20 protein-coding genes are annotated in these 20,617 nt (G+C 62.8%); 11 read left to right on the top strand and 9 right to left on the bottom strand.

What is annotated here, in order from left to right; genetic code table 11:
* From pnp to P0D71_RS31020, 3 genes are all read right to left on the bottom strand, one after another.
* Positions 1–2,117: polyribonucleotide nucleotidyltransferase (gene pnp, locus P0D71_RS31030; RefSeq protein ID WP_408483412.1), on the bottom strand; the 2,117-nt coding region annotated here is incomplete at its 3' end.
* 343 nt (positions 2,118–2,460) lie between these two features.
* Complete coding sequence (gene rpsO / locus P0D71_RS31025) at positions 2,461–2,733, bottom strand: 30S ribosomal protein S15 (protein WP_011487489.1); 273 nt, start codon at positions 2,731–2,733, stop codon at positions 2,461–2,463.
* Positions 2,734–2,919: 186 nt separating this feature from the next.
* The gene (locus P0D71_RS31020) at positions 2,920–4,191 is read right to left on the bottom strand and encodes a branched-chain amino acid ABC transporter substrate-binding protein (RefSeq protein WP_408483415.1); all 1,272 of its coding nucleotides are present in this window, start codon (positions 4,189–4,191) and stop codon (positions 2,920–2,922) included.
* Here P0D71_RS31020 and P0D71_RS31015 point away from each other — a divergent pair.
* The 4 genes from P0D71_RS31015 (at position 4,073) to P0D71_RS31000 (ending at position 7,576) form a co-directional block, all read left to right on the top strand.
* Positions 4,073–4,330 carry a hypothetical protein gene (locus P0D71_RS31015; protein WP_408483416.1) on the top strand — a complete coding sequence of 86 codons (258 nt, stop codon included), beginning with the start codon at positions 4,073–4,075 and terminating at the stop codon, positions 4,328–4,330. The genes P0D71_RS31020 and P0D71_RS31015 overlap by 119 nt on opposite strands.
* 164 nt (positions 4,331–4,494) lie before the next feature.
* A complete protein-coding gene (locus P0D71_RS31010; protein ID WP_408483411.1) occupies positions 4,495–5,046 on the top strand; it encodes a hypothetical protein in 552 nt (183 codons plus the stop codon).
* Between the two features lie 234 nt (positions 5,047–5,280).
* On the top strand, positions 5,281–5,919 hold the full coding sequence (locus P0D71_RS31005; protein ID WP_408483410.1) for a carbonic anhydrase: 639 nt from the start codon (positions 5,281–5,283) through the stop codon (positions 5,917–5,919).
* Between the two features lie 76 nt (positions 5,920–5,995).
* A complete protein-coding gene (locus P0D71_RS31000; RefSeq protein WP_408483409.1) occupies positions 5,996–7,576 on the top strand; it encodes a SulP family inorganic anion transporter in 1,581 nt (526 codons plus the stop codon).
* Between the two features lie 99 nt (positions 7,577–7,675).
* Here the strand turns inward: P0D71_RS31000 and P0D71_RS30995 are convergent, their stop codons facing one another.
* From P0D71_RS30995 to P0D71_RS30970, 6 genes are all read right to left on the bottom strand, one after another.
* Entirely contained in the window at positions 7,676–9,223 is a 1,548-nt protein-coding gene (locus tag P0D71_RS30995) for a 2-isopropylmalate synthase (protein WP_408483408.1), read from the bottom strand.
* 380 nt (positions 9,224–9,603) lie between these two features.
* Positions 9,604–10,470, bottom strand: a complete 867-nt coding sequence (gene pssA / locus P0D71_RS30990; RefSeq protein ID WP_091795892.1) for a CDP-diacylglycerol--serine O-phosphatidyltransferase — start codon at positions 10,468–10,470, stop codon at positions 9,604–9,606.
* A 24-nt stretch (positions 10,471–10,494) separates the two neighbouring features.
* The gene (locus tag P0D71_RS30985) at positions 10,495–11,133 is read right to left on the bottom strand and encodes a phosphatidylserine decarboxylase (protein WP_011487483.1); all 639 of its coding nucleotides are present in this window, start codon (positions 11,131–11,133) and stop codon (positions 10,495–10,497) included.
* A gap of 130 nt (positions 11,134–11,263) precedes the next feature.
* Positions 11,264–12,280: a ketol-acid reductoisomerase gene (ilvC, locus tag P0D71_RS30980; RefSeq protein WP_091795894.1), complete on the bottom strand. Its 1,017-nt coding sequence runs from the start codon at positions 12,278–12,280 to the stop codon at positions 11,264–11,266.
* Between the two features lie 119 nt (positions 12,281–12,399).
* Positions 12,400–12,891, bottom strand: a complete 492-nt coding sequence (gene ilvN, locus P0D71_RS30975; protein WP_091795896.1) for an acetolactate synthase small subunit — start codon at positions 12,889–12,891, stop codon at positions 12,400–12,402.
* Positions 12,892–13,015: 124 nt separating this feature from the next.
* Positions 13,016–14,779, bottom strand: coding sequence for an acetolactate synthase 3 catalytic subunit (locus P0D71_RS30970; RefSeq protein ID WP_095419949.1), 1,764 nt, complete (start codon positions 14,777–14,779; stop codon positions 13,016–13,018).
* Between the two features lie 351 nt (positions 14,780–15,130).
* Here P0D71_RS30970 and P0D71_RS30965 point away from each other — a divergent pair, with 351 nt between their 5' ends.
* The 7 genes from P0D71_RS30965 (at position 15,131) to P0D71_RS30935 (ending at position 20,533) form a co-directional block, all read left to right on the top strand.
* Positions 15,131–15,694: an RNA polymerase sigma factor gene (locus P0D71_RS30965; RefSeq protein ID WP_054034971.1), complete on the top strand. Its 564-nt coding sequence runs from the start codon at positions 15,131–15,133 to the stop codon at positions 15,692–15,694.
* Positions 15,691–16,119, top strand: a complete 429-nt coding sequence (locus P0D71_RS30960) for a DUF3619 family protein (protein WP_408483407.1) — start codon at positions 15,691–15,693, stop codon at positions 16,117–16,119. The genes P0D71_RS30965 and P0D71_RS30960 overlap by 4 nt, the downstream gene beginning before the upstream one ends.
* Before the next feature lie 16 nt (positions 16,120–16,135).
* Positions 16,136–16,900 (top strand): DUF3106 domain-containing protein, encoded by a 765-nt coding sequence (locus tag P0D71_RS30955; RefSeq protein WP_408483406.1) that lies wholly within the window; start codon positions 16,136–16,138, stop codon positions 16,898–16,900.
* A gap of 12 nt (positions 16,901–16,912) precedes the next feature.
* On the top strand, positions 16,913–17,434 hold the full coding sequence (locus tag P0D71_RS30950) for an RDD family protein (RefSeq protein WP_408483405.1): 522 nt from the start codon (positions 16,913–16,915) through the stop codon (positions 17,432–17,434).
* A 400-nt stretch (positions 17,435–17,834) separates the two neighbouring features.
* Positions 17,835–18,776, top strand: coding sequence for a UDP-2,3-diacylglucosamine diphosphatase (locus P0D71_RS30945; protein ID WP_408183452.1), 942 nt, complete (start codon positions 17,835–17,837; stop codon positions 18,774–18,776).
* A gap of 36 nt (positions 18,777–18,812) precedes the next feature.
* Entirely contained in the window at positions 18,813–19,844 is a 1,032-nt protein-coding gene (locus P0D71_RS30940) for a glycosyltransferase family 4 protein (protein WP_408483404.1), read from the top strand.
* Positions 19,845–19,864: 20 nt separating this feature from the next.
* Positions 19,865–20,533: a diacylglycerol kinase gene (locus P0D71_RS30935; RefSeq protein WP_408483403.1), complete on the top strand. Its 669-nt coding sequence runs from the start codon at positions 19,865–19,867 to the stop codon at positions 20,531–20,533.
* Positions 20,534–20,617: the final 84 nt, after the last annotated feature.

Below are 20,617 nucleotides of genomic sequence, written 5' to 3'. Positions count from 1 at the left end.
CCATTCGCGCCTTCGTTCAGCAACGCCTTGGCCGACAAACGCACGCGGCCCTTTTCGTCCGTCTGGATGACCTTGACCTTCACTTGCTGGCCATCCTTCAGGTAGTCGTTGATGTCCTTGATACGCTCGTTGGCGATTTCGGAGATGTGCAGCAGACCGTCCTTGCCCGGCAGGATGTTCACGATCGCGCCGAAATCGAGCAGCTTGAGCACGGTGCCTTCGTACACCTGGCCCACTTCGACTTCCAGCGTGATGTTCTCGATACGCTTCTTCGCTTCGGCCATGCCTTCGCTGCTCGTGCTGGCGATGGTGACGACGCCGTCGTCCGAAATATCGATCGTCGTGCCGGTTTCTTCGGTCAGCGCGCGGATCACCGAACCACCCTTGCCGATCACGTCGCGGATTTTTTCCGGATTGATCTTGATGGTGATCATGCGCGGTGCGTAGTCCGACAGCACCGTGTTCGCGCCCGACACCGCCGAGGTCATCTTGCCGAGGATATGCAGACGGCCTTCCTTCGCTTGCGCGAGGGCGACCTGCATGATTTCCTTGGTGATGCCCTGGATCTTGATGTCCATTTGCAGCGCGGTCACGCCTTGTTCCGTGCCCGCCACCTTGAAGTCCATGTCGCCGAGGTGATCTTCGTCGCCGAGGATGTCGGTCAGCACGGCAAACTTGTTGCCTTCCAGGATCAGGCCCATCGCGATGCCGGCGACGTGCGCCTTCATCGGCACGCCGGCGTCCATCAGCGCGAGGCAGCCGCCGCACACCGAAGCCATCGACGACGAACCATTCGACTCCGTGATTTCCGACACGACGCGAATCGAGTAGCCGAATTCGTCGGCGCTCGGCAGGCATGCAGCCAGCGCGCGCTTGGCCAGACGGCCGTGACCGATTTCACGGCGCTTCGGCGAACCGACGCGGCCCGTTTCGCCGGTCGCGAACGGAGGCATGTTGTAGTGGAGCATGAAGCGTTCGCGGTACTCGCCTTCGAGCGCGTCGATGTTCTGCTCGTCGCCCTTCGTGCCCAGCGTTGCCACCACCAGCGCTTGCGTTTCACCGCGCGTGAACAGTGCCGAGCCGTGCGTACGCGGCAGCACGCCGGTACGGATTTCGATCGGGCGCACAGTGCGCGTGTCGCGGCCGTCGATACGCGGTTCGCCGTTCAGGATTTGCGTACGGACGATCTTCGCTTCGATATCGAACAGCACGTTGCCGACGGTTGCCTTGTCGGCCGCCACCGTGCCGCTTGCTGCCGCGTCTTCTTCCAGCTTCTTCGACGTGGCTGCGTAGACTTCCTTCAGCTTGGTCGAACGGGCTTGCTTGTCGCGCAGTTGGTAGGCGGCGAGCAGGTCGGCTTGCGCCAGTTCCGTCACGCGTGCGATCAGCGGCTCGTTCTTCGCCGCCGGCTGCCAATCCCATTCCGGCTTGCCGCCTTCGCGGACCAGTTCGTGGATCGCGTCGATCGCGATCTGCATTTGCTCATGACCGAACACCACGCCGCCGAGCATCACTTCTTCGCTCAGTTGCTGCGCTTCCGATTCCACCATCAGCACCGCGCGCTCCGTACCGGCGACGATCAGGTCGAGTGCCGATTCCTTCATTTGCGGACGCGTCGGGTTCAACACGTATTCGTTGTTGATATAGGCCACGCGTGCTGCGCCGACCGGGCCATTGAACGGCAGACCGGACACGGCGAGCGCTGCCGACGCGCCGATCAGCGCGGGAATGTCAGCGGGGATTTCGGGGTTCAGCGACAGGACGTGGATCACGACCTGCACTTCGTTGTAGAAGCCTTCCGGGAACAGCGGACGCAGCGGACGGTCGATCAGGCGCGAGATCAGCGTTTCGCCTTCCGACGGACGGCCTTCGCGACGGAAGAAGCCACCCGGGATCTTGCCGGCGGCGTAGGTCTTTTCGAGGTAGTCGACGGTCAGCGGGAAAAAGTCCTGGCCCGGCTTGGCCGTCTTGGCGCCGACCACGGTGGCCAGCACCACGGTATCTTCGACGTCGACGATCACGGCACCGCTCGCCTGACGAGCGATCTCGCCGGTTTCGAGGCGAACCTTATGTTGTCCCCACTGAAATTCTTTGACGATCTTATTGAACATAGTCATTGCTTTTCCTCTTCGTAATGCCGCGCGGACCAGAAGCGGCGCGGCAACGCCAGGACCGGCGCCGCATGGGAAGAGTAGTGTTATGCCATTCCAGAGAGCCACGCTTGACGCCGAGGACGCGCGCGAACCGCTGGAATGACACAAAGCTCCGCCCTGAAGCCCGGCCATGAAACTGTTTTACTGCTTGCTCTACTGCCTGATTACCGCTTCGCTGCTTCCGCCGCATGAACCTGCACGCCACTGCGGAGAACAGCCGGCGCGCATCACATGAAGCGCACCGTGCAAAAACAAAATGCCTGTATCAGTGGAACTGACACAGGCATCTTGCTGAACGACTGGCCGATTACTTACGCAGACCCAGCTTCTCGATCAGTGCGCGGTAACGATCCGCGTCCTTACCCTTCAGGTAGTCGAGCAGCTTACGACGGCGGCTCACCATGCGCAGCAGACCGCGGCGGCTGTGGTGATCTTTCGTGTGAGCCTTGAAGTGAACGGTCAGTTCGTTGATGCGGGTCGTGAGCAGCGCGACCTGAACTTCGGGGGAGCCGGTGTCGTTAGCTGCGCGTGCGAATTGCGCGACGACTTCGGACTTCTTGCTTGTTTCAACTGCGGACATGTCGATTTCCTTAAGAACTAGACAGGCGGTCACGGAAGAAAGGCCGTGCCGTGGGTTACCCGTGTGCTTTCAATATTGCTGACATGCCTTGGATACAGGCCTGCCTCACAACGGGACGCGTATTGTAGCACAGCCCAATCCGGCCGCGAACACCGCTGTGACGGGCGATGGCACGCCTTTCCCGCGTCATGGCCGCTTCATCTTGCAAACGGTCGGCAAGACCGTGCGCTCGCCCGGCAGCTCGAGCACCGTGCGAAAGCCATAGCCGGAGCCCTCGTTGTCGAAATGCACGCCCGGCGTGCCGGCTTTGTCCATTTCCATCACGTAAAGGGGCTGGACCAATTGGTGGTCGTCGGCGCGCATCCAGGAAGCGTGAAAGCCGTTGTCGAACCTGATGCCTTCCAGCGTTTTCGCCACGGCGGTCGGATCGGCGCTGCCGACGCGGCTCATCGCCGCAGCGAGGGTTTCGATCATCAGCGACATGCGCAGCACCGGGTAATCGTCCTGCGCGGCCGGGAAACGGGCCCGGAAGGCGGCGTACCAGGCATCGGACGCCGCGCCGCCGGCGTTCGGATGCCAGTCCGCCACCGCGATCACGTGGCCGACGCCGGCGTCGCCCAACGCGGCCGGCGCGCCGAGGCTGTTGCCATAGAACGTGTAGAACTTCGTGTCCAGCCCCTGTTCGCGCGCGGCCTTGACGAGCAGCGTCAGGTCGTTGCCCCAGTTGCCCGTGACCACGGCGTCCGCCCCGCTCGCGCGGATCTTCGCCACGTACGGCGCGAAGTCCTTCACGCGTCCGATCGGATGAAATTCGTCGCCGACGACCGAAATGTCCGGCCGCTTCGTCGCCAGCGTCGAGCGCGCGAGGCTGCTGACGTCGTGTCCGAAACTGTAATCCTGGTTCAGCAGATAGACCTTCTTCACCGCCTTGTCGCGCTGGATCACGTCGGCCAGCGCATCCATGCGCATGCCCGCGTGAGCGTCGAAGCGAAAATGCCAGAAGCTGCAGTTGGCGTTGGTCAGGGCGGGGTCGTCGGCGGAATAGTTGAGGAACAGTTCGCGGTTGCCCGGTTCGCGGCTGTTCTGCCTGTCGATCGCGCCGATCAGCGCGGCGGCGACCGCCGAGCTGTTGCCTTGCAGGATGTAGCCGATATGGCGGTCGGCGGCCGCGCGCAGTTGCGTGAGCGCCTCTTCGGTGCCGCCCTTGCTGTCCAGCACGACCAGTTCGAACGGATGCGCGCCGTCGGCGAGCTTCACGCCGCCGTGCGCATTCACCTGCTCGACGCCGAAGCGCAGATTGCGCTCCACCGCCGCGCCCGCGTTGGCGAACGGGCCGGACATGCCTTCGATCAACGCCAGCTGGATCGGCGTGCCGGTGGGTTTGCTCGCGGGCTTCGCTGCGGCGTTAGCTGCCGGTATTGCTGCGGCGTTAGCCGTCGGCTTCGCTGCCGGACTCACTGCGGGGCTGGCTGCGGCGCCGGCCGTGGGGTTTGTCGCCGGCTCGCCCGCCGCGTGCGCCGCTGTCATCAAAAGCGCTGTCAGCGCCACGGCCGTTCGTTGCCACTTTGCCATCGTCATCGCCCCGCCAGATTGGTGAAAGCGCGGATCATAGGGGGTTCGGGACGGAATAAGCAAGCCGGGCCAAGCGTTACCCCACTACCCGGCCAGCCTTCACGAAGCGCAAATCTTTTGCCGCAGCGCGTGTCAAAATAATGCGTCTCGATGATAAAAACCGCTACTCACACGCCATCGGAGGAATACATGTTCAACCGCCACCACGTCACGGCGGCCTCGATCGGAGCGCCGGCCGCTAAGCGCCTGCGCCGCGCGGCGCTCGTCTGCCTGAGCGCCTTGACGCTTGCCGGCTGCGTGCAGCCCTGGCAGCAATACACCCAGGGCGCGGATGAATCCACCATCGTCGCGCGTCTCGGCCCGCCGCGCGAAAGCTACGACCTGCCCAACGGCGGGAAGCGGCTGATGTGGCCGACCCAGCCGATGGGCGAAACCACCACCGCGGCCGACATCGACGCGGCCGGCAAGATCGTCAACGTGCGCCAGGTGCTGCAACCCAACGAGTTCTACCGCGCGGAAATCGGCAAGTGGACCAAGAGCGACGTGCTGGTGAATTTCGGCCGCCCGGTCGAAACGGCCTACTTCCCGTTGATGAAGCGTGAAGTCTGGACCTATCGCTATCTGGAAGACAACGTCTGGTACATGATGTACAGCTTTTATTTCGACGACCAGGGCATCGTCCGGCTCACGCAGAAAACGCCTGATCCGTTGCACGATCCGGATCGCCGCAGCCTGTTCTGAGCGATGCGCAAATGACGCGCAATGCGCCGCGCATCTACCAAAGCCGCCTCTTCAGGCGGCTTTTTTTTATTTATTACGCATGGCGGCGAATTTTATTTCGCGCACAGCGGATTTATTTTTTGATAGAAAGGCTTTCGTAAGCATTGATTCAGCGCTGGTCTCCCATGAGGCCGCACGAGCGTAGCCGTGAATTCGGCGCCGAATGAATGCGCACCACTTACGGAGCCGTTATCGATGAACCGTCCCAAACGCCTGTTGGTCGCCAACGTAGCGTGGGCGCACGAAACCGCCGTGCGCAACCCCGCATTTTTCCGCCACCTGGTGCGCGGCCAGAATCCGCACGTGTTGTGGATCGGCTGCTCGGACAGCCGCGTGCCCGCCGAGACCATCACACATTGCGAGCCGGGAGACCTGTTCGTCCACCGCAATATCGCCAACCTCTTTCAAGCCGGCGACGACAACTCGGCGAGCGTGCTCGAATACGCGGTGAAGGTGTTGAAGGTCGGCCATGTGATCGTCTGCGGCCACTATGGATGCGGTGGCGTGCGCGCCGCGCTGCTGCCGCCCGAGCCGAGCCTGCCGCATGTGAATCGCCGGATCGCGCCGCTTTGCGCACTCGCCAAAGCACACCACGAAGAACTGGATGGCCACGCAGACGAGCGGCAGCGCGTCGATCGCCTCGCCGAACTGAACGTGCTCGAACAGGTACGCGGCTTACGCGCGCACCCTATCGTGCAGGACGCCGATCCGGCGCCCCTCGTGCACGGCTGGATCTTCGCGCTCGAAGATGGGCGCATCAAGGTCCTCACGTCCGGCTACGAAGCCGACGACGCGATGACCTGCACCACCGCCGCCCACAGCGCCGCCGCTTAGCGCGACACCTCATGCGGATCCGATCCGGTTCGGCTTTTGCCGCATACCAGGCCCTACACCTCACCGCACCGACACCATGAACCTTCGAGCTTTTTTCTCCACGTTTCAGCGCGACCTGCTTGCGGGCACGGTCGTTTTTCTGGTGGCGCTGCCGCTCTGTCTCGGCATTGCCAATGCATCGGGCGTCGAGCCTTTTGCCGGGCTCGTTTCCGGCATTGTCGGCGGGCTGGTGGTGGCCGTGCTGAGCGGCTCGCGTCTGAGCGTGAGCGGTCCGGCCGCGGGCCTCGTCGTGATCGTCGTCGACGGCATCGCGCAACTCGGCAGCTTCTCCGCCTTCCTGCTGGCCGTGCTGCTGTCCGGGGCGATCCAGTTCGGCTTCGGCATGCTTAAAGCCGGCCGCTTTGCCGCCTACGTGCCATCGCCGGTGATCAAGGGCATGCTCGCCGCCATCGGCGTGCTGTTGATCGTCAAGCAGTTCCCGCTCGCACTCGGGCTGTCCGGCGTGAACGCCTCGTCCGGCGCGCAACCCGTTGCGCAAGCCGCCGGCGCGATCGTCACGCCGTTCGGTTCGATTTCTCTCGCGGCCTGCGTAATCACCTTGCTCTCTCTGGCAATTCTGATCGGCTGGGAAACGCGCGCCCTGCGCCGCTTCGCCCTGGTGCGCCGGGTACCGGCACCGCTCGCGGTCGTCCTGCTCGGAATCGGCGCGACATTGCTGCTCAGCGTGCTGACGCCGTCGCTCGCGCCGCCCGCGGAACATCGGGTCGCGCTGCCGCCGCTGGAGTCGTTCGCCGCGCTGCGACTTGCGCTCGAGTGGGCCGACTTTGGGCCGCACTTCGCACAACTCGTCAATCCCGACGTCTGGCGCGTGGCCATCACGCTGGCGATCGTCGCGAGCCTGGAAACGTTGCTGAGCCTCGAAGCGGTCGAGCAGATCGATCCCGAGCGGCGCCCCGCGCCGCCGGATCGCGAGCTGAAGGCGCAAGGCGTCGGCAACCTGATTGCGGGTGCGATCGGCGGATTGCCGATCACGTCGGTGATCGTGCGCAGTTCGGCCAACGTGCATGCGGGCGCGCAAAGCCGGCTCTCGGCGATCATTCACGGCGTGCTGCTGCTCGTCAGCGTGTTTGCGCTCACTAGCGTGATCAACCTGATTCCGCTCGCCTGCCTCGCGGCGATCCTGATCTTCACCGGGGTGAAGCTCGCCAAGCCGTCGCTGTTCGTCGCCGTCGCGAAACAGGGCTTCGCGCCGTTCGCCCCGTTTATCGTGACGCTGGTCGGTGTGCTCGCAACCGATCTGCTGATCGGCATCGTGCTCGGCATTCTGTGCAGCGTGCTGCTCGCGCTGTATGCGAATCTGCGCAGCCCGATCGTGCTTGCACAACACGGCGATCACTATCTGCTGTCGTTTCGCAAGGACGTGTCGTTTCTCGGCAAAGTGCCGCTCAAGCACTACCTGCAGCAGATTCCCGACGGCGCCACGGTGATCGTCGATGCGACGCGCGCCGATTTCGTCGACCACGACGTGCGCGAACTGCTCGACACGTTCGTAGCCGATGCACCGGAACGCGGCATCGCCGTCGAAGTGCGGCATCAGGTGCAGGCACAGGCGCGCGCGTCACGCGGCTGGTCGATGCGGCGTACGGCAACGGAGTAACGCCACAATGCAAAAGCCCCATGCCATTCAAGGCACGGGGCTTCTGCGATTCAAACGACGAACCGGCGTCGCGCCGTCAGCGCGCTGCCATCAGTTCACTCACTCCGAACGCTGCGGATTCAACTTGTCCACGTTCGAGTACAGCTTGTTGAGCGCCGAGATATACGCTTTCGCGGAAGCCGCGACGATATCCGGATCGGTGCCCACGCCGTTGACGATGCGCCCGCTCTTCGACAAACGCACGGTCACTTCGCCTTGCGCCTGCGTGCCGGTGGTGATCGCATTCACCGAGTACAGCAGCAGTTCCGAGCCGCTGCCCACTTCCGTTTCAATCGCGTTCAACGTGGCGTCGACCGGGCCGTTGCCGCGCGCTTCGCCGGTCACTTCCTTGCCTTCCACCGAAAACACGATCTTCGCGTGCGGCTGCTCGCCGGTTTCCGAATGTTGCGACAGCGACAGGAACTTGTAGTGCTCCTTCTCCTGCGCCTCGGCGGATTCTTCCGTGACGATCGAGATAATGTCTTCGTCGAAGATTTCCGACTTGCGGTCGGCCAGTTCCTTGAAGCGCGCAAACGCCGTGTTCAGTTCCGCTTCGCTATCCAGCGCAATGCCCAATTCCTGCAGACGCTGCTTGAATGCGTTACGACCCGACAGCTTGCCGAGCACGATCTTGTTCGCGCTCCAGCCCACGTCTTCGGCGCGCATGATTTCGTAGGTGTCGCGCGCCTTCAGCACGCCGTCCTGGTGGATGCCTGACGCGTGCGCGAACGCATTCGCGCCGACCACCGCCTTGTTCGGCTGCACGACGAAACCGGTGATTTGCGACACCAGCTTCGAAGCCGGCACGATCTGCGTGGTATCGAGACCGATATCGAGGCCGAAATAATCTTTGCGAGTCTTCACGGCCATCACGATTTCTTCGAGCGACGTGTTGCCCGCGCGCTCGCCAAGGCCGTTGATCGTGCACTCGACCTGACGCGCACCGCCGATCTGCACGCCGGCCAACGAATTCGCCACCGCCATGCCGAGGTCGTTATGGCAATGCACCGAGAACACAGCTTTATGCGAGTTCGGAATGCGCTCGCGCAGCGTTTTCACAAGCTGACCGTACAACTCCGGCACACCGTAACCAACCGTATCCGCGATGTTGATGGTCGTCGCGCCTTCGGCAATCACCGCTTCCAGCACGCGGCACAGAAAGTCCATGTCCGAGCGGCTGCCGTCTTCGGGGGAGAACTCGACGTCGTCGGTGAATTTGCGGGCGAAGCGCACCGCCAGCTTTGCCTGCTCGAACACCTGGTCCGGCGTCATGCGCAGCTTCTTTTCCATGTGCAACGGCGAGGTTGCAATGAACGTGTGGATGCGGAAGTGATCGGCGGGTTTGAGCGCGTCGGCCGCGCGCTGAATGTCTTTGTCGTTCGCGCGGGCAAGCGAACAGATCGTGCTGTCCTTGATCAGGCCCGCGATGGTTTGGATCGCGTCGAAATCGCCATTCGAGCTTGCCGCGAAGCCTGCTTCGATCACGTCCACCTTCATCCGTTCCAACTGCTTCGCGATACGGATTTTTTCTTCTTTCGTCATCGACGCGCCGGGCGATTGTTCGCCATCTCGCAACGTGGTGTCGAATATGATCAGTTTGTCGGACATGTCGAGTCTCCTGCGGAGTCGTTCAATGGTGGGGATGGGATAGTGGAATTCGGTTGTCTGCGCTAGCGCTGGCAATACTCGATCACAGACGAGGCAGACGGAGGGCAAAAACGGTCAGCGCGGCAAAAAGGCCCTGCTCTCTGCTAACAGCGCGGCAGACGCCCCGGCACTGGCATGTTCAATGGCCCGTCAAGGCACGTAGTGCGACTCCACGAGGAACGTGAACGCAGTCATCCAACGACTATAGCGGCATTCCCGCCGCCACGCAATTGGCGCCGGACCCGCTTGCCGGCGCCGCCAGACGGGCTCGTCAAACGAAAAACGGCAGCCCGAAGGCCGCCGTTTGATCGTGTGTTTCAACCCGTTGCGCTAGCGACCGATTACCTGTCGCGCGCCACCGACCGAGCCGGGTTGGCCCTGCCGCGTAACGCCTGATAACCCCAGAACACGTAGCCGGACAGGCCGTAAAGCACGAACAGGCCGAACAGCATCAGCGGCGGGTCGGAGGACACCAGCACGAACGCGACCACCACCAGCAGAATCACGCCGAATGGCACGCGATGCCGCACGTCGAGCGCCTTGCCGCTATAGAACGGCGCGTTCGACACCATCGTCACGCCTGCGTAGATGGTCAGCACGAAGGCGACCCAAGGCAGCCAGACCAGCTTGAGCGGCACGCGGTTGTCCGTGGCGAGCCACACGAAACCGGCTATCAGCGCCGCCGCGGCCGGGCTCGGCATGCCCTGGAAGAAACGCTTGTCGACCACGCCGATGTTCGTGTTGAAGCGCGCGAGACGCAATGCCGCACCCGAACAGTAGACGAACGCCGCAAGCCAGCCCCAGCGGCCGAGGTCCTTCAGAATCCACTCGTACATGACGAGCGCCGGCGCCACGCCGAACGACACCATGTCGGAGAGGCTGTCGAACTGCTCGCCGAACGCGCTTTGCGTATGCGTCATGCGGGCGACGCGGCCATCCATGCCGTCGAGCACCATGGCCACGAAGATCGCGATGGCCGCGACCTCGAAGCGCACATTCATCGCCTGCACCACGGCAAAGAAGCCGCAGAACAGCGCCGCCGTGGTAAAGGCGTTCGGCAGCAGATAAATGCCGCGCTTTCTCAGGAACTGCTGGCGCTGCGCGCGCCGGCTGTCGACCGCCGACTCCGTCACCATCGGCTTGTTACGGCGGAACGGACGCGGAAGCGGTCCGCTGTTACGGGGTCGACGCGGTTTGAATGCGGCCATTCGGAAAACCTCCTTGGTGCCGCTTTATAGTTCAGCGAGGATCGTGGACGACGCGGAAACCTTCTCGCCAATCGACACACGCGGACGGCTGCCCACCGGCAGATACACGTCGACGCGCGAACCGAAGCGGATAAATCCGTAACGCTGACCACGGGTGAGCGGCTCACCTGCCCGTACGTAGCAAAGAATGCGCCGCGCGATCAAACCGGCGATCTGCACCGACGTCACGGTCTGGCCGCCGGCCGTTTCGATCACGATCGCATTGCGTTCGTTTTCGGTGGAAGCCTTGTCCACCGCGGCATTCAGATACGCACCCGGAAAATATTCGACCTTGGAGATCGCGCCGTCCACCGGCGAGCGTTGCGAGTGGACGTTGAAGACGTTCATGAACACGCTGATCTTCAGCGCTTCACGATTGGCATACGGATCGTGCGCGGTTTCGACTGCGACGATACGGCCGTCGGCCGGGCACAGCACGGCATTCGCCTGCGTGGGGATCGGGCGTGCCGGGTCGCGGAAGAACTGCACGACGAAAATCAACAGCAGCCAGAACAGCCATGAAACGCCGAATCCCGCGAAGAAGTGAATCAGGAGTGCAACGACGGCCGCGATGGCGATGAACGGCCAGCCTTCTCGCGCGATGATCGGATGTGGGTAATTCATGAATGGCTTCTGTGTTTTTGTAAAACCGTAGGATAGCAAAAGCCGCCCAGGGTTCAGCACCCTTGGACGGCTTTTTGATCTGTCCGGTTGTTACGGCATAGCGCCGCACCGGACATCAGCTTGAATCAGCTTAGTTCTTCGACTGGTCGACCAGCTTGTTCTTCGCGATCCACGGCATCATTGCGCGCAGCTTCGAACCGACCTGTTCGATCTGGTGCTCGGCCGTCAGACGGCGGCGCGATTGCAGCGTCGGTGCGCCGGCCTTGTTTTCGAGGATGAAGCTCTTTGCGTACTCGCCCGTTTGAATGTCGGTCAGCACAGCCTTCATCGCCTTCTTCGTTTCAGCCGTCACGATACGCGGACCCGTCACGTACTCGCCGTATTCGGCGTTGTTCGAGATCGAGTAGTTCATGTTCGCGATGCCGCCTTCGTAGATCAGGTCGACGATCAGCTTCAGTTCGTGCAGGCATTCGAAGTACGCCATTTCCGGCGCGTAGCCTGCTTCCACCAGCGTTTCGAAGCCGGCCTTGATCAGGTCGACCGTACCGCCGCACAGCACGGCTTGTTCGCCGAACAGGTCGGTTTCCGTTTCTTCGCGGAAGTTCGTTTCGATGATGCCAGCACGGCCGCCGCCGTTCGCCGCAGCGTATGACAGCGCGATGTCACGTGCTGCGCCCGACTTGTCCTGCGCGACAGCGATCAGGTGCGGCACGCCGCCACCTTGCGAGTAGGTGCCGCGAACCGTGTGGCCCGGCGCCTTCGGCGCGATCATGATCACGTCCAGGTCGGCACGCGGAATCACCTGGCCGTAGTGAACGTTGAAGCCGTGTGCGAACGCGAGCGCCGCGCCTTGCTTGGCGTTGGCGTGCACTTCCTTCGCATAGACTTCGGCGATCTGCTCGTCCGGCAGCAGCATCATGACCACGTCTGCGCCCTTGACGGCTTCCGCCACTTCCTTGACTTGCAGGCCGGCGTTCTCAGCCTTGCTCCACGATGCGCCGCCCTTGCGCAGACCGACCGTGATGTTCACGCCGCTTTCCTTCAGGTTCAGCGCGTGCGCATGGCCTTGCGAGCCATAGCCGATGATGGTGACTTGCTTGCCCTTGATGAGGGAGAGGTCGGCGTCCTTGTCGTAGAAAACTTTCATGTCGGTTCCTTGGCTAAATTCGATGATTCAGTGAGATTCAAATACTGCATATAGTTGTTGCTGGCCGGGTTCTTAAAGTCACTGCCCGGCCTGGATCGAGACGGTTGAACGCTCGCGCGTCACACCTTCAGAATGCGCTCGCCGCGACCGATACCCGAGCTGCCCGTACGGACCGTCTCGAGAATCGCCGTAGCGTCGAGCCCTTCGATGAAGGCATCGAGCTTCTCGCTCGCGCCCGTCAGTTCGATCGTGTAGGTCTTTTCAGTGACGTCGATGATGCGGCCGCGGAAAATATCCGACATCCGCTTCATCTCCTCACGTTCCTTGCCGACCGCCCTCACCTTGATCAACATCAGCTCGCGCTCGATGTGGGCGCCCTCGGTAAGGTCGACCACTTTCACCACCTCGATCAGGCGGTTCAGATGCTTCGTGATCTGTTCGATCACGTCGTCCGAGCCAATGGAGACGATGGTCATGCGCGACAGCGAACGGTCTTCGGTCGGAGCCACCGTCAAGGTTTCAATGTTGTAGCCGCGTGCCGAGAAGAGACCAACCACGCGTGATAACGCGCCCGGTTCGTTTTCCAGCAGGACGGAAATGATGTGTCTCATGTTTCGCTTCTTCCAGATGTTTTGTCGATGTCTGCGAACGGTTCGCGCCGCTTCGTCCGCAGCTCGCCTTTCATGAAGGCGCGCAGGACGAAGCCAACGCGGCGTTTAACTCAACGCGCCATCGTTATAGATCTTCCGAACCCATGAGCATCTCGGTGATGCCCTTGCCGGCCTGAACCATCGGCCAGACGTTTTCGGTCGGATCGGTCTGGAAATCGAGAAACACCGTGCGATCTTTCAGGCGCAGCGCTTCCTTGAGCGCCGGTTCCACATCTGCCGTGCGTTCGATACGCATGCCGACGTGGCCGTACGCTTCGGCGAGCTTCACGAAATCCGGCAGCGCATCCATGTACGAATGCGAATAGCGCTTGCTGTATTCGATCTGCTGCCACTGGCGCACCATGCCCAGATAGCGGTTGTTCAGCGAAATGATCTTCACCGGAGTCTCATACTGCTTGCAGGTGGAGAGCTCCTGAATGCACATCTGGATCGAGCCTTCGCCCGTGATACAGAGCACGTCGTCGTCCGGGTGCGCCATCTTCACGCCCATCGCCGCCGGCAGGCCGAAGCCCATCGTGCCGAGGCCACCGGAGTTGATCCAGCGGCGCGGCTTGTTGAAGCGATAGAACTGCGCCGCCCACATCTGGTGCTGGCCGACGTCGGAACACACGAAGGCATTGCCGTCGGTCAGTTCCCACGCCTTTTCCACCACGTACTGCGGCTTGATGATGTCGCTCTTGCGGTCGAACTTGAGGCAGTCTTTCGCGCGCCAGGCTTCGATGTCCTTCCACCAGTCGGCGAGCGCCGCGGTGTCCGGGCCATGCTCGGCCGTTTGCAGCTGCTCGATCAGCTCCTTCAGCACTTCCTTCACGTCGCCGACGATCGGAATGTCGACCTTGACGCGCTTGGAGATGGAAGAAGGATCGATGTCGATATGGATGATCTTGCGCGGACGCGATGCGAAGTGCGCCGGGTCGCCGATCACACGGTCGTCGAAACGCGCGCCGATCGCGATCAGCACGTCGCAGTGCTGCATCGCCATGTTGGCTTCGTACGTGCCGTGCATGCCGAGCATGCCGAGGAATTTCTTGTCGCTCGCGCGGTAGCCGCCCAAACCCATCAACGTGTTGGTAACGGGGTAGCCGAGCAGGTCGGCGAACTGGTTCAGCTCACGCGATGCGTCCGCGAGAATGATGCCACCGCCGGTATAGATGTACGGACGCTTGGCCGACAACAACAGCGAGACCGCTTTGCGGATCTGGCCGGAGTGGCCCTTCGTGACCGGGTTATACGAGCGCAGCGAAACCGTTTTGAGCGGTTCGTACTGGCACGGCGCCTTCGACACGTCTTTCGGAATGTCGATCAGCACCGGGCCGGGACGGCCGGTACGAGCAATGTAGAAGGCCTTCTTGACGGTGGCGGCGAGGTCGCGCACGTCCTTCACGAGGAAGTTGTGCTTCACGCAGGGACGCGTGATACCGACCGTGTCGCACTCCTGGAACGCATCCTGGCCGATCGCGGCAGTCGGCACCTGGCCGCTGATCACCACCATCGGGATCGAATCCATGTACGCGGTGGCGATGCCGGTCACCGCATTGGTGACGCCGGGGCCGGAGGTCACGAGGCACACACCGACCTTGCCGGTGGAACGCGCGTAGGCGTCGGCGGCGTGGACCGCGGCCTGCTCGTGGCGCACGAGGACGTGCTGGAATTTGTCCTGCTTGTAAAGCTCGTCGTAAATGTAGAGTACCGAGCCGCCGGGATAGCCCCAGACAAACTCGACGTCTTCGTCGGCCAGTGCCTTCATGAGCACGGTGGCGCCGATAGAGTCAGCTTCGGGATGGGGGGTCGTATCCGACGTGGAGAATTCCGCGCTGGGCATATTCATTTATTCACCTTTCGAATTTTCGGCAAAAAATTGATCGGGTGCTCTCTGCCGGGCTTGTGGCTCGGGTTCAAGCGGCGCGTCCAGTTGACAGGTGAGCTTCTTGGGCCACACCTCAATGAGACAAGTCACTTATGTTGCGAACCAGCGACGATATCTGTAGACGCCCGCGCGGTCAAGCAAATATTGCCTGAGCACGCCGCACCGAACTCTCGATATTGACCGAAAGGCTGTTATGGAGATGCAAGCTGAATCACGTTTCGCCCCAGCGACGCAAAAGTTTGTTAGCATCCGCGAGTTTTACGACATTTTTCGACCGATTACGCGCACGCTCGCTGCGCCGACCCCCAACGGATGGCATCAGACAAGGAACTCGCCGATTTTCTGGCGGGCGTCGAAAGGCGCGCATTCAAGCAGACGGTCTACGCCGTGCGGGACGACGACGCCTCGCTCGACATCGTGCAGGACGCGATGATCAAGCTCGCCGAAAAATACGGCGACCGTCCGGCGGCCGAACTTCCGCTCCTGTTTCAGCGTATTCTCCAGAATGCGATGCACGACTATTTCCGTCGTGCCAAAGTGCGCAATACTTGGGTTAGTCTTTTTTCGTCGCTCGGCAACGCCGACGACGACGAATTCGACCCCCTCGAAACCTTCGAGGCGCAGCAAGGCTCGGCGGGCTCCGAGAGCAACGAACAGAAACTCGAACGCGAACAGGTTCTGCAGTTAATCGACGACGAGATCCAAAAGTTACCGGCACGTCAACGGGAGGCGTTTCTCATGCGTTATTGGGAGGATATGGATGTCGCCGAGACTGCCGCCGCAATGGGCTGCTCCGAAGGCAGTGTGAAAACGCACTGCTCGCGGGCCACCCACACGCTGGCGCAAGCGCTCAAGGCCAAAGGAATCACGCTATGAGCTCCCTAGAAACCAAAGAACTCGAGTTCGCCCGCCAGGTGCGCCGCGCGCTCGACGAAAACGCCGCCAGCATTCCGTCCGCCACTGTCGATCGACTCGCCGCGGCGCGCCACGCCGCGCTCGCCCGCAAGAAGCCCGAACCCGTGAGCGCGCCCGTGTTCGTGCCGGCCCTTGCCGGCGCGGGTATGCCTGCCGGCATGCCGCCAGCCGAACTGCCGCAGCGCCGCCGTTCGCCGCTGCGCCGCTTCGCGCTTGCGTGGCCGCTCGTCGCGCTGGTGGTCAGCCTCGTGGGGATCGCCTACTGGGAAGACCAGCAGCGCACCGCCGAACTCGCCGATATCGATGCCGCCATGTTAAGCGACGACCTGCCGCTCAATGCCTATCTCGACCACGGTTTCAACGCGTACCTTTCACGCGCCCACTGAGCGGGAGATTTCTCGGGTGAGTTACAAGCGCGGCCTGGCCGTTGTTTTCGGATGCACGATCGCGGCCCTGGTGTCGTTCGCCGCGACATATCCGCGCTTTTACCCGGGTCCGTCGACCGCCAGCGCGCCCGTCGCGGGCGGCAACGCCACCGCCAAGGCGCCCGCGCCCACGCCCACGCTCGCCGTCGAATTGCCGAGCCTGCCCGGCAGCAACAGCCCAATGGCGTGGACGCGCCTGACTTCCGCCGAGCATATCGCGCTCGCGCCGTTCGAAGCCCAATGGGATTCGTTTAGCGACGAACGCAAGCGCAAATGGATCAAGATCGCGTCGCGTTACCCGAAGATGTCGCCCGATGCGCAAAAACGCCTACACGAGCGCATGACTGAATGGACCCGCATGACGCCCGATCAGCGGCGTGTCGCGCGAGAAAACTATCAGGTGTCGAAGGAATTGCCGCGCGAAGCCCGGCAGAACGCGTGGAAGGCCTATCAGCAACTGCCCGAAGAGCAGAAGGAACGGCTCGCCGCCAGCGAGCGCAAACGGCGGCCGAGCGTCGTCAGTGCGCCGCCGTCAGGCCGCAGCGAGATCAAGGGACTCGATCGGCTCGTGAATGCTCGTGAGCACGGCGCAAGCGGCGCCGCAGCCGTGAGCGCCGCGGCGGCCGCGTCGTTGCCGAGCCCGGCCGCCACGCCGCCGATTCCCGCCGCGGGCAGCTTCGTGCCCGCTACGCCGCTGCCGGTTTCGCCGGCTGAAGCGCCGTCGATCTTCAACGGCTCCTGATCGGACCCCGCAGTGTCCCAGCCGCTTTCTCCCGCCGCATTGCCCGTTGATACAACCGGCAATGCGCCCACCGTAAGGCGGCGTCTCGCAGCGCTGCTGTACGAAGCGCTGATTCTGTTCGGCGTGGTGTTCATCGCCGGATATCTGTTCAGCACCCTGACCCAGCAACGCAACGGGCTGACCCATCACAACCTGCTGGCCGCATGGATCGGGCTCGTGGTCGGCGCGTACTTTGTCTGGTTCTGGACCCACAGCGGCCAGACCCTGCCGATGAAAACCTGGCGTCTGCGCGTCGTCGCCGCCGACGGTGCGCCGCTCTCCACCGGTCGTGCCGTAACCCGCTACGTGCTTGCGTGGCTGTGGTTTTTGCCGCCGCTCGCTCTGCATCCGCTGCTCGGACTCAAGCTGCCGCAGACGCTCGCGATCGCCGGAATCTGGTTCGTGTTGTGGGCCGCCACCGGGCGCGTCGATTCGCAACGCCAGTTTCTGCACGATCGCCTCGCCGGCACTCGGGTCGTTAGCGTCTCCGGTTGAGCGGTAGAATTCGCCGGGCAATTCTTTCGCTCTCCTGTTGGACCGGCGCCACATCGTGAGATCTGCACCGGCGGTTCTTTTGATGCGTTGATTTCCACCGCTCGCGCTTTGCCGCTTCTCCCGCTGCACCGCCTCTCGCCCTTTGCCGAGTCTCCCGCTGCACCGCCTCTCGCGCTTTGCGGCTTCTCCGGCTTCACCGCCTCTCCCCATCCGCCGCACCTCCCGCTTCACAGACCATCGCACCTCACACCAATTCGATTTCACTGCATCCTCCGCCTCGCATCTCACACCCCACTGCCCCCTCTCCCCACGCCCGCAGTAATAAGAACTTCTCATGACTGTCACGGCACAGTCACGCGCGCCCGGCCCAATACGGGCACCGCAACTCGACGCGTGAGCCATGGACCCCAAAACGTCCGCGACTTCCCTGTTCCGCCAGACCGGCCCGAGCGTCGACCCCGTCGCGTTCCTCCCGGAACCCAACCATAGCCACGGACGGCCGTTGCCCGTGGCGCCATTGCCACTCGATGCCAACGCCGGCCAGCACGACGACGACCACGCCGCGCCGCACCGCTACCGCACCATCTGGCTCTCCGACATCCATCTCGGTTCGAGCGGCTGCCAGGCGCCCTATCTGCTCGATTTCCTGCGCCATAACGAATCGGAGTATCTGTACCTCGTGGGCGACATCATCGACGGCTGGCAGTTGAAGAAAGGCTGGTACTGGCCGCAGGCGCACAACGACGTCGTGCAGAAGGTGCTGCGCAAGGCGCGCAAAGGCACCCAGGTGATCTACGTGCCCGGCAATCACGACGAAGCCGCGCGCCAGTTCTGCGACCTCGCGTTCGGCGACATCCACGTGCGCGGCGAGGCGTTTCACACCACGCTAGCCGGCAAGCGTCTGTGGATCGTGCACGGCGATCTGTTCGACGGCGTGATCCAGCACGCCAAGTGGCTCGCCTATCTCGGCGACACGCTCTACACCATGATCCTGATCCTGAACCGCTGGTTCAACCGGATCCGCAGCCGGCTCGGTTTTCCGTACTGGTCGCTATCGCAGTACCTGAAGCATCAGGTGAAGAACGCGGTGAATTTCATCTCGTCGTTCGAACGCGTGATGACCGACGAAGCGCGGCGCCGCGGCTGCGACGGCGTGGTCTGCGGGCACATCCACAAAGCCGAGATACGCGATATCGACGGCGTCCTGTATTGCAACGACGGCGACTGGGTCGAAAGTTTGTCCGCACTCGTCGAGACGTATGAAGGCGAACTCAAGGTGATCTACTGGACCGTGGTGCGCTCCCCTGAAGTGGGCGTGCAAAAGGCCCGGGCGACCGCGTAGTCCCTGCTTGTTAACTTCTCTATTGGGCCGAAACCGATGAAGATCATGATCGTCACCGACGCATGGGAACCGCAGGTCAATGGCGTCGTGCGCACGCTGAAAAACACCACGCGCGAACTCAGCGCACTCGGCCACCGCGTCGATCTGCTGACGCCGCTCGAGTTCAAGACGATCCCTTGCCCGACCTATCCGGAGATCCGTCTGTCGCTGCTGCCGCGCCGCAAGCTGCGCCAGCGTATCGACGCATTCGCGCCCGACGCCTTGCATATCGCCACGGAAGGTCCGCTCGGCATGGCCGCGCGCGCCTATGCGATTCAGCACAAGCTGCCGTTCACGACCGCTTATCACACCCGTTTTCCGGAGTATGTGCAGGCGCGCTTCGGCATTCCGCTCGCCGCGACCTACAAGTTCCTGCACTGGTTTCACAAGCCGTCGCTGTCCGTGATGGCGCCCACGCCGGTCGTCAAGAGCGACCTGGAGAAATTCGGCTTCACCAACGTCGTGCTGTGGACGCGGGGCGTCGACCTGGACATCTTTCACCAGATGGACTCGAAGGTGCTCAATACCGCCCGGCCGATCTTTCTGTACGTGGGACGCGTGGCGGTCGAGAAAAACGTCGAGGCGTTTCTGAAGCTCGATCTGCCCGGCTCGAAGTGGGTGGCCGGTGAAGGCCCAGCGCTCGCCGAACTGAAGTCGCGCTATCCGCAAGCGAATTATCTGGGCGTGCTCACGCAGGCCGAACTGGCGAAGGTCTATGCGGCCGCTGACGTGTTCGTGTTCCCGAGCCGTACCGACACGTTCGGGCTCGTGCTGCTCGAAGCGCTCGCCTGCGGCACGCCCGTCGCGGCATATCCGGTCACCGGTCCGATCGACGTGCTCGGCGACGGCGGCGCCGGCGCGATGCACGAGGACCTGCGCGAAGCTTGCCTGGAAGCCCTGAAGATCGATCGCAACCATGCGCGCGAGTGGGCCGAACGCTTCTCGTGGGCGGCGGCCTCCGAGCAGTTCGCCGCGCATCTGAAGCCACTGCCGCGCGCAACGTACCGCGAGGAAAGCGCCGCCGCATGACGCGGCGCGCCGAGCTGTCCATGCGAACCAGAACCACTACTGTGGCCCGCGCGTCGAACGGCGCGCTGCGCGCCGTCGATACCGACAGCACCGCCAGCATCGAACCGTTCGACGACGTGAGCGAACCAGGCACGCCGAATCATGCAGATCACGCGCATGGTTTGGACGGCATGAACGGCACGCGCGTGACGAACAACATGCGACACGCCCCGCCACGCGACGCACAAGACGAAACGCAGCACGACGCGCAGCACGAACCGCTCAGCCCCGACGATCCGCTCGCGCCGCTGCCCTTCAATCCGTACAAGGGCAATCGCGGCGTCACGCGCGCCTGGCACGCGATGAAAAATTCGCTCGCCGGATTTCGCGTCGCGATCCGCGAGGAAAGCGCGTTTCGCCAGGAACTCACGCTCGCCGCGATCCTGATTCCGTGCGGCATGCTGGTGCCGGTCGATCCGGTATCGCGCGTGCTGCTGCTCGGCTCCGTGCTGCTGGTGCTGATCGTCGAGTTGCTGAATTCGAGCGTCGAAGCGGCTATCGACCGCATTTCGCTCGAACGCCACGAACTCTCGCGACGCGCGAAGGATCTCGGCAGCGCGGCCGTGATGGTCGCGCTCGGCATGTGCCTGATGACGTGGCTGCTGATCGTCGGGCCGCTCGTCGCGCACTGGGTCAAGGCATGGCTGTGAAGCCACGCCGCGGCCGCTTCAGTGCAGCCGAACCGTAAGCGAACTGTGCGCGAAATCGCCGCGAATAATGAAAACCCTGAGTAT

It is taken from the genome of Paraburkholderia sp. RL17-383-BIF-A (assembly GCF_046028015.1).
GTDB lineage: Bacteria > Pseudomonadota > Gammaproteobacteria > Burkholderiales > Burkholderiaceae > Paraburkholderia.
This window is presented reverse-complemented; position numbering and strand designations above follow the sequence as displayed.

What these genes read in the sequence shown, in the direction of transcription:
- rpsO (WP_011487489.1), bottom strand. Translation starts at nt 2,733, where the DNA reads ATGTCCGCAGTTGAAACAAGCAAGAAGTCCGAAGTCGTCGCGCAATTC.
- P0D71_RS31015 (WP_408483416.1), top strand. Translation starts at nt 4,073, where the DNA reads ATGCCTTCGATCAACGCCAGCTGGATCGGCGTGCCGGTGGGTTTGCTC.
- P0D71_RS31010 (WP_408483411.1), top strand. Translation starts at nt 4,495, where the DNA reads ATGTTCAACCGCCACCACGTCACGGCGGCCTCGATCGGAGCGCCGGCC.
- P0D71_RS31005 (WP_408483410.1), top strand. Translation starts at nt 5,281, where the DNA reads ATGAACCGTCCCAAACGCCTGTTGGTCGCCAACGTAGCGTGGGCGCAC.
- P0D71_RS31000 (WP_408483409.1), top strand. Translation starts at nt 5,996, where the DNA reads ATGAACCTTCGAGCTTTTTTCTCCACGTTTCAGCGCGACCTGCTTGCG.
- P0D71_RS30995 (WP_408483408.1), bottom strand. Translation starts at nt 9,223, where the DNA reads ATGTCCGACAAACTGATCATATTCGACACCACGTTGCGAGATGGCGAA.
- pssA (WP_091795892.1), bottom strand. Translation starts at nt 10,470, where the DNA reads ATGGCCGCATTCAAACCGCGTCGACCCCGTAACAGCGGACCGCTTCCG.
- P0D71_RS30985 (WP_011487483.1), bottom strand. Translation starts at nt 11,133, where the DNA reads ATGAATTACCCACATCCGATCATCGCGCGAGAAGGCTGGCCGTTCATC.
- ilvC (WP_091795894.1), bottom strand. Translation starts at nt 12,280, where the DNA reads ATGAAAGTTTTCTACGACAAGGACGCCGACCTCTCCCTCATCAAGGGC.
- ilvN (WP_091795896.1), bottom strand. Translation starts at nt 12,891, where the DNA reads ATGAGACACATCATTTCCGTCCTGCTGGAAAACGAACCGGGCGCGTTA.
- P0D71_RS30970 (WP_095419949.1), bottom strand. Translation starts at nt 14,779, where the DNA reads ATGAATATGCCCAGCGCGGAATTCTCCACGTCGGATACGACCCCCCAT.
- P0D71_RS30965 (WP_054034971.1), top strand. Translation starts at nt 15,131, where the DNA reads ATGGCATCAGACAAGGAACTCGCCGATTTTCTGGCGGGCGTCGAAAGG.
- P0D71_RS30960 (WP_408483407.1), top strand. Translation starts at nt 15,691, where the DNA reads ATGAGCTCCCTAGAAACCAAAGAACTCGAGTTCGCCCGCCAGGTGCGC.
- P0D71_RS30945 (WP_408183452.1), top strand. Translation starts at nt 17,835, where the DNA reads ATGGACCCCAAAACGTCCGCGACTTCCCTGTTCCGCCAGACCGGCCCG.
- P0D71_RS30940 (WP_408483404.1), top strand. Translation starts at nt 18,813, where the DNA reads ATGAAGATCATGATCGTCACCGACGCATGGGAACCGCAGGTCAATGGC.
- P0D71_RS30935 (WP_408483403.1), top strand. Translation starts at nt 19,865, where the DNA reads ATGCGAACCAGAACCACTACTGTGGCCCGCGCGTCGAACGGCGCGCTG.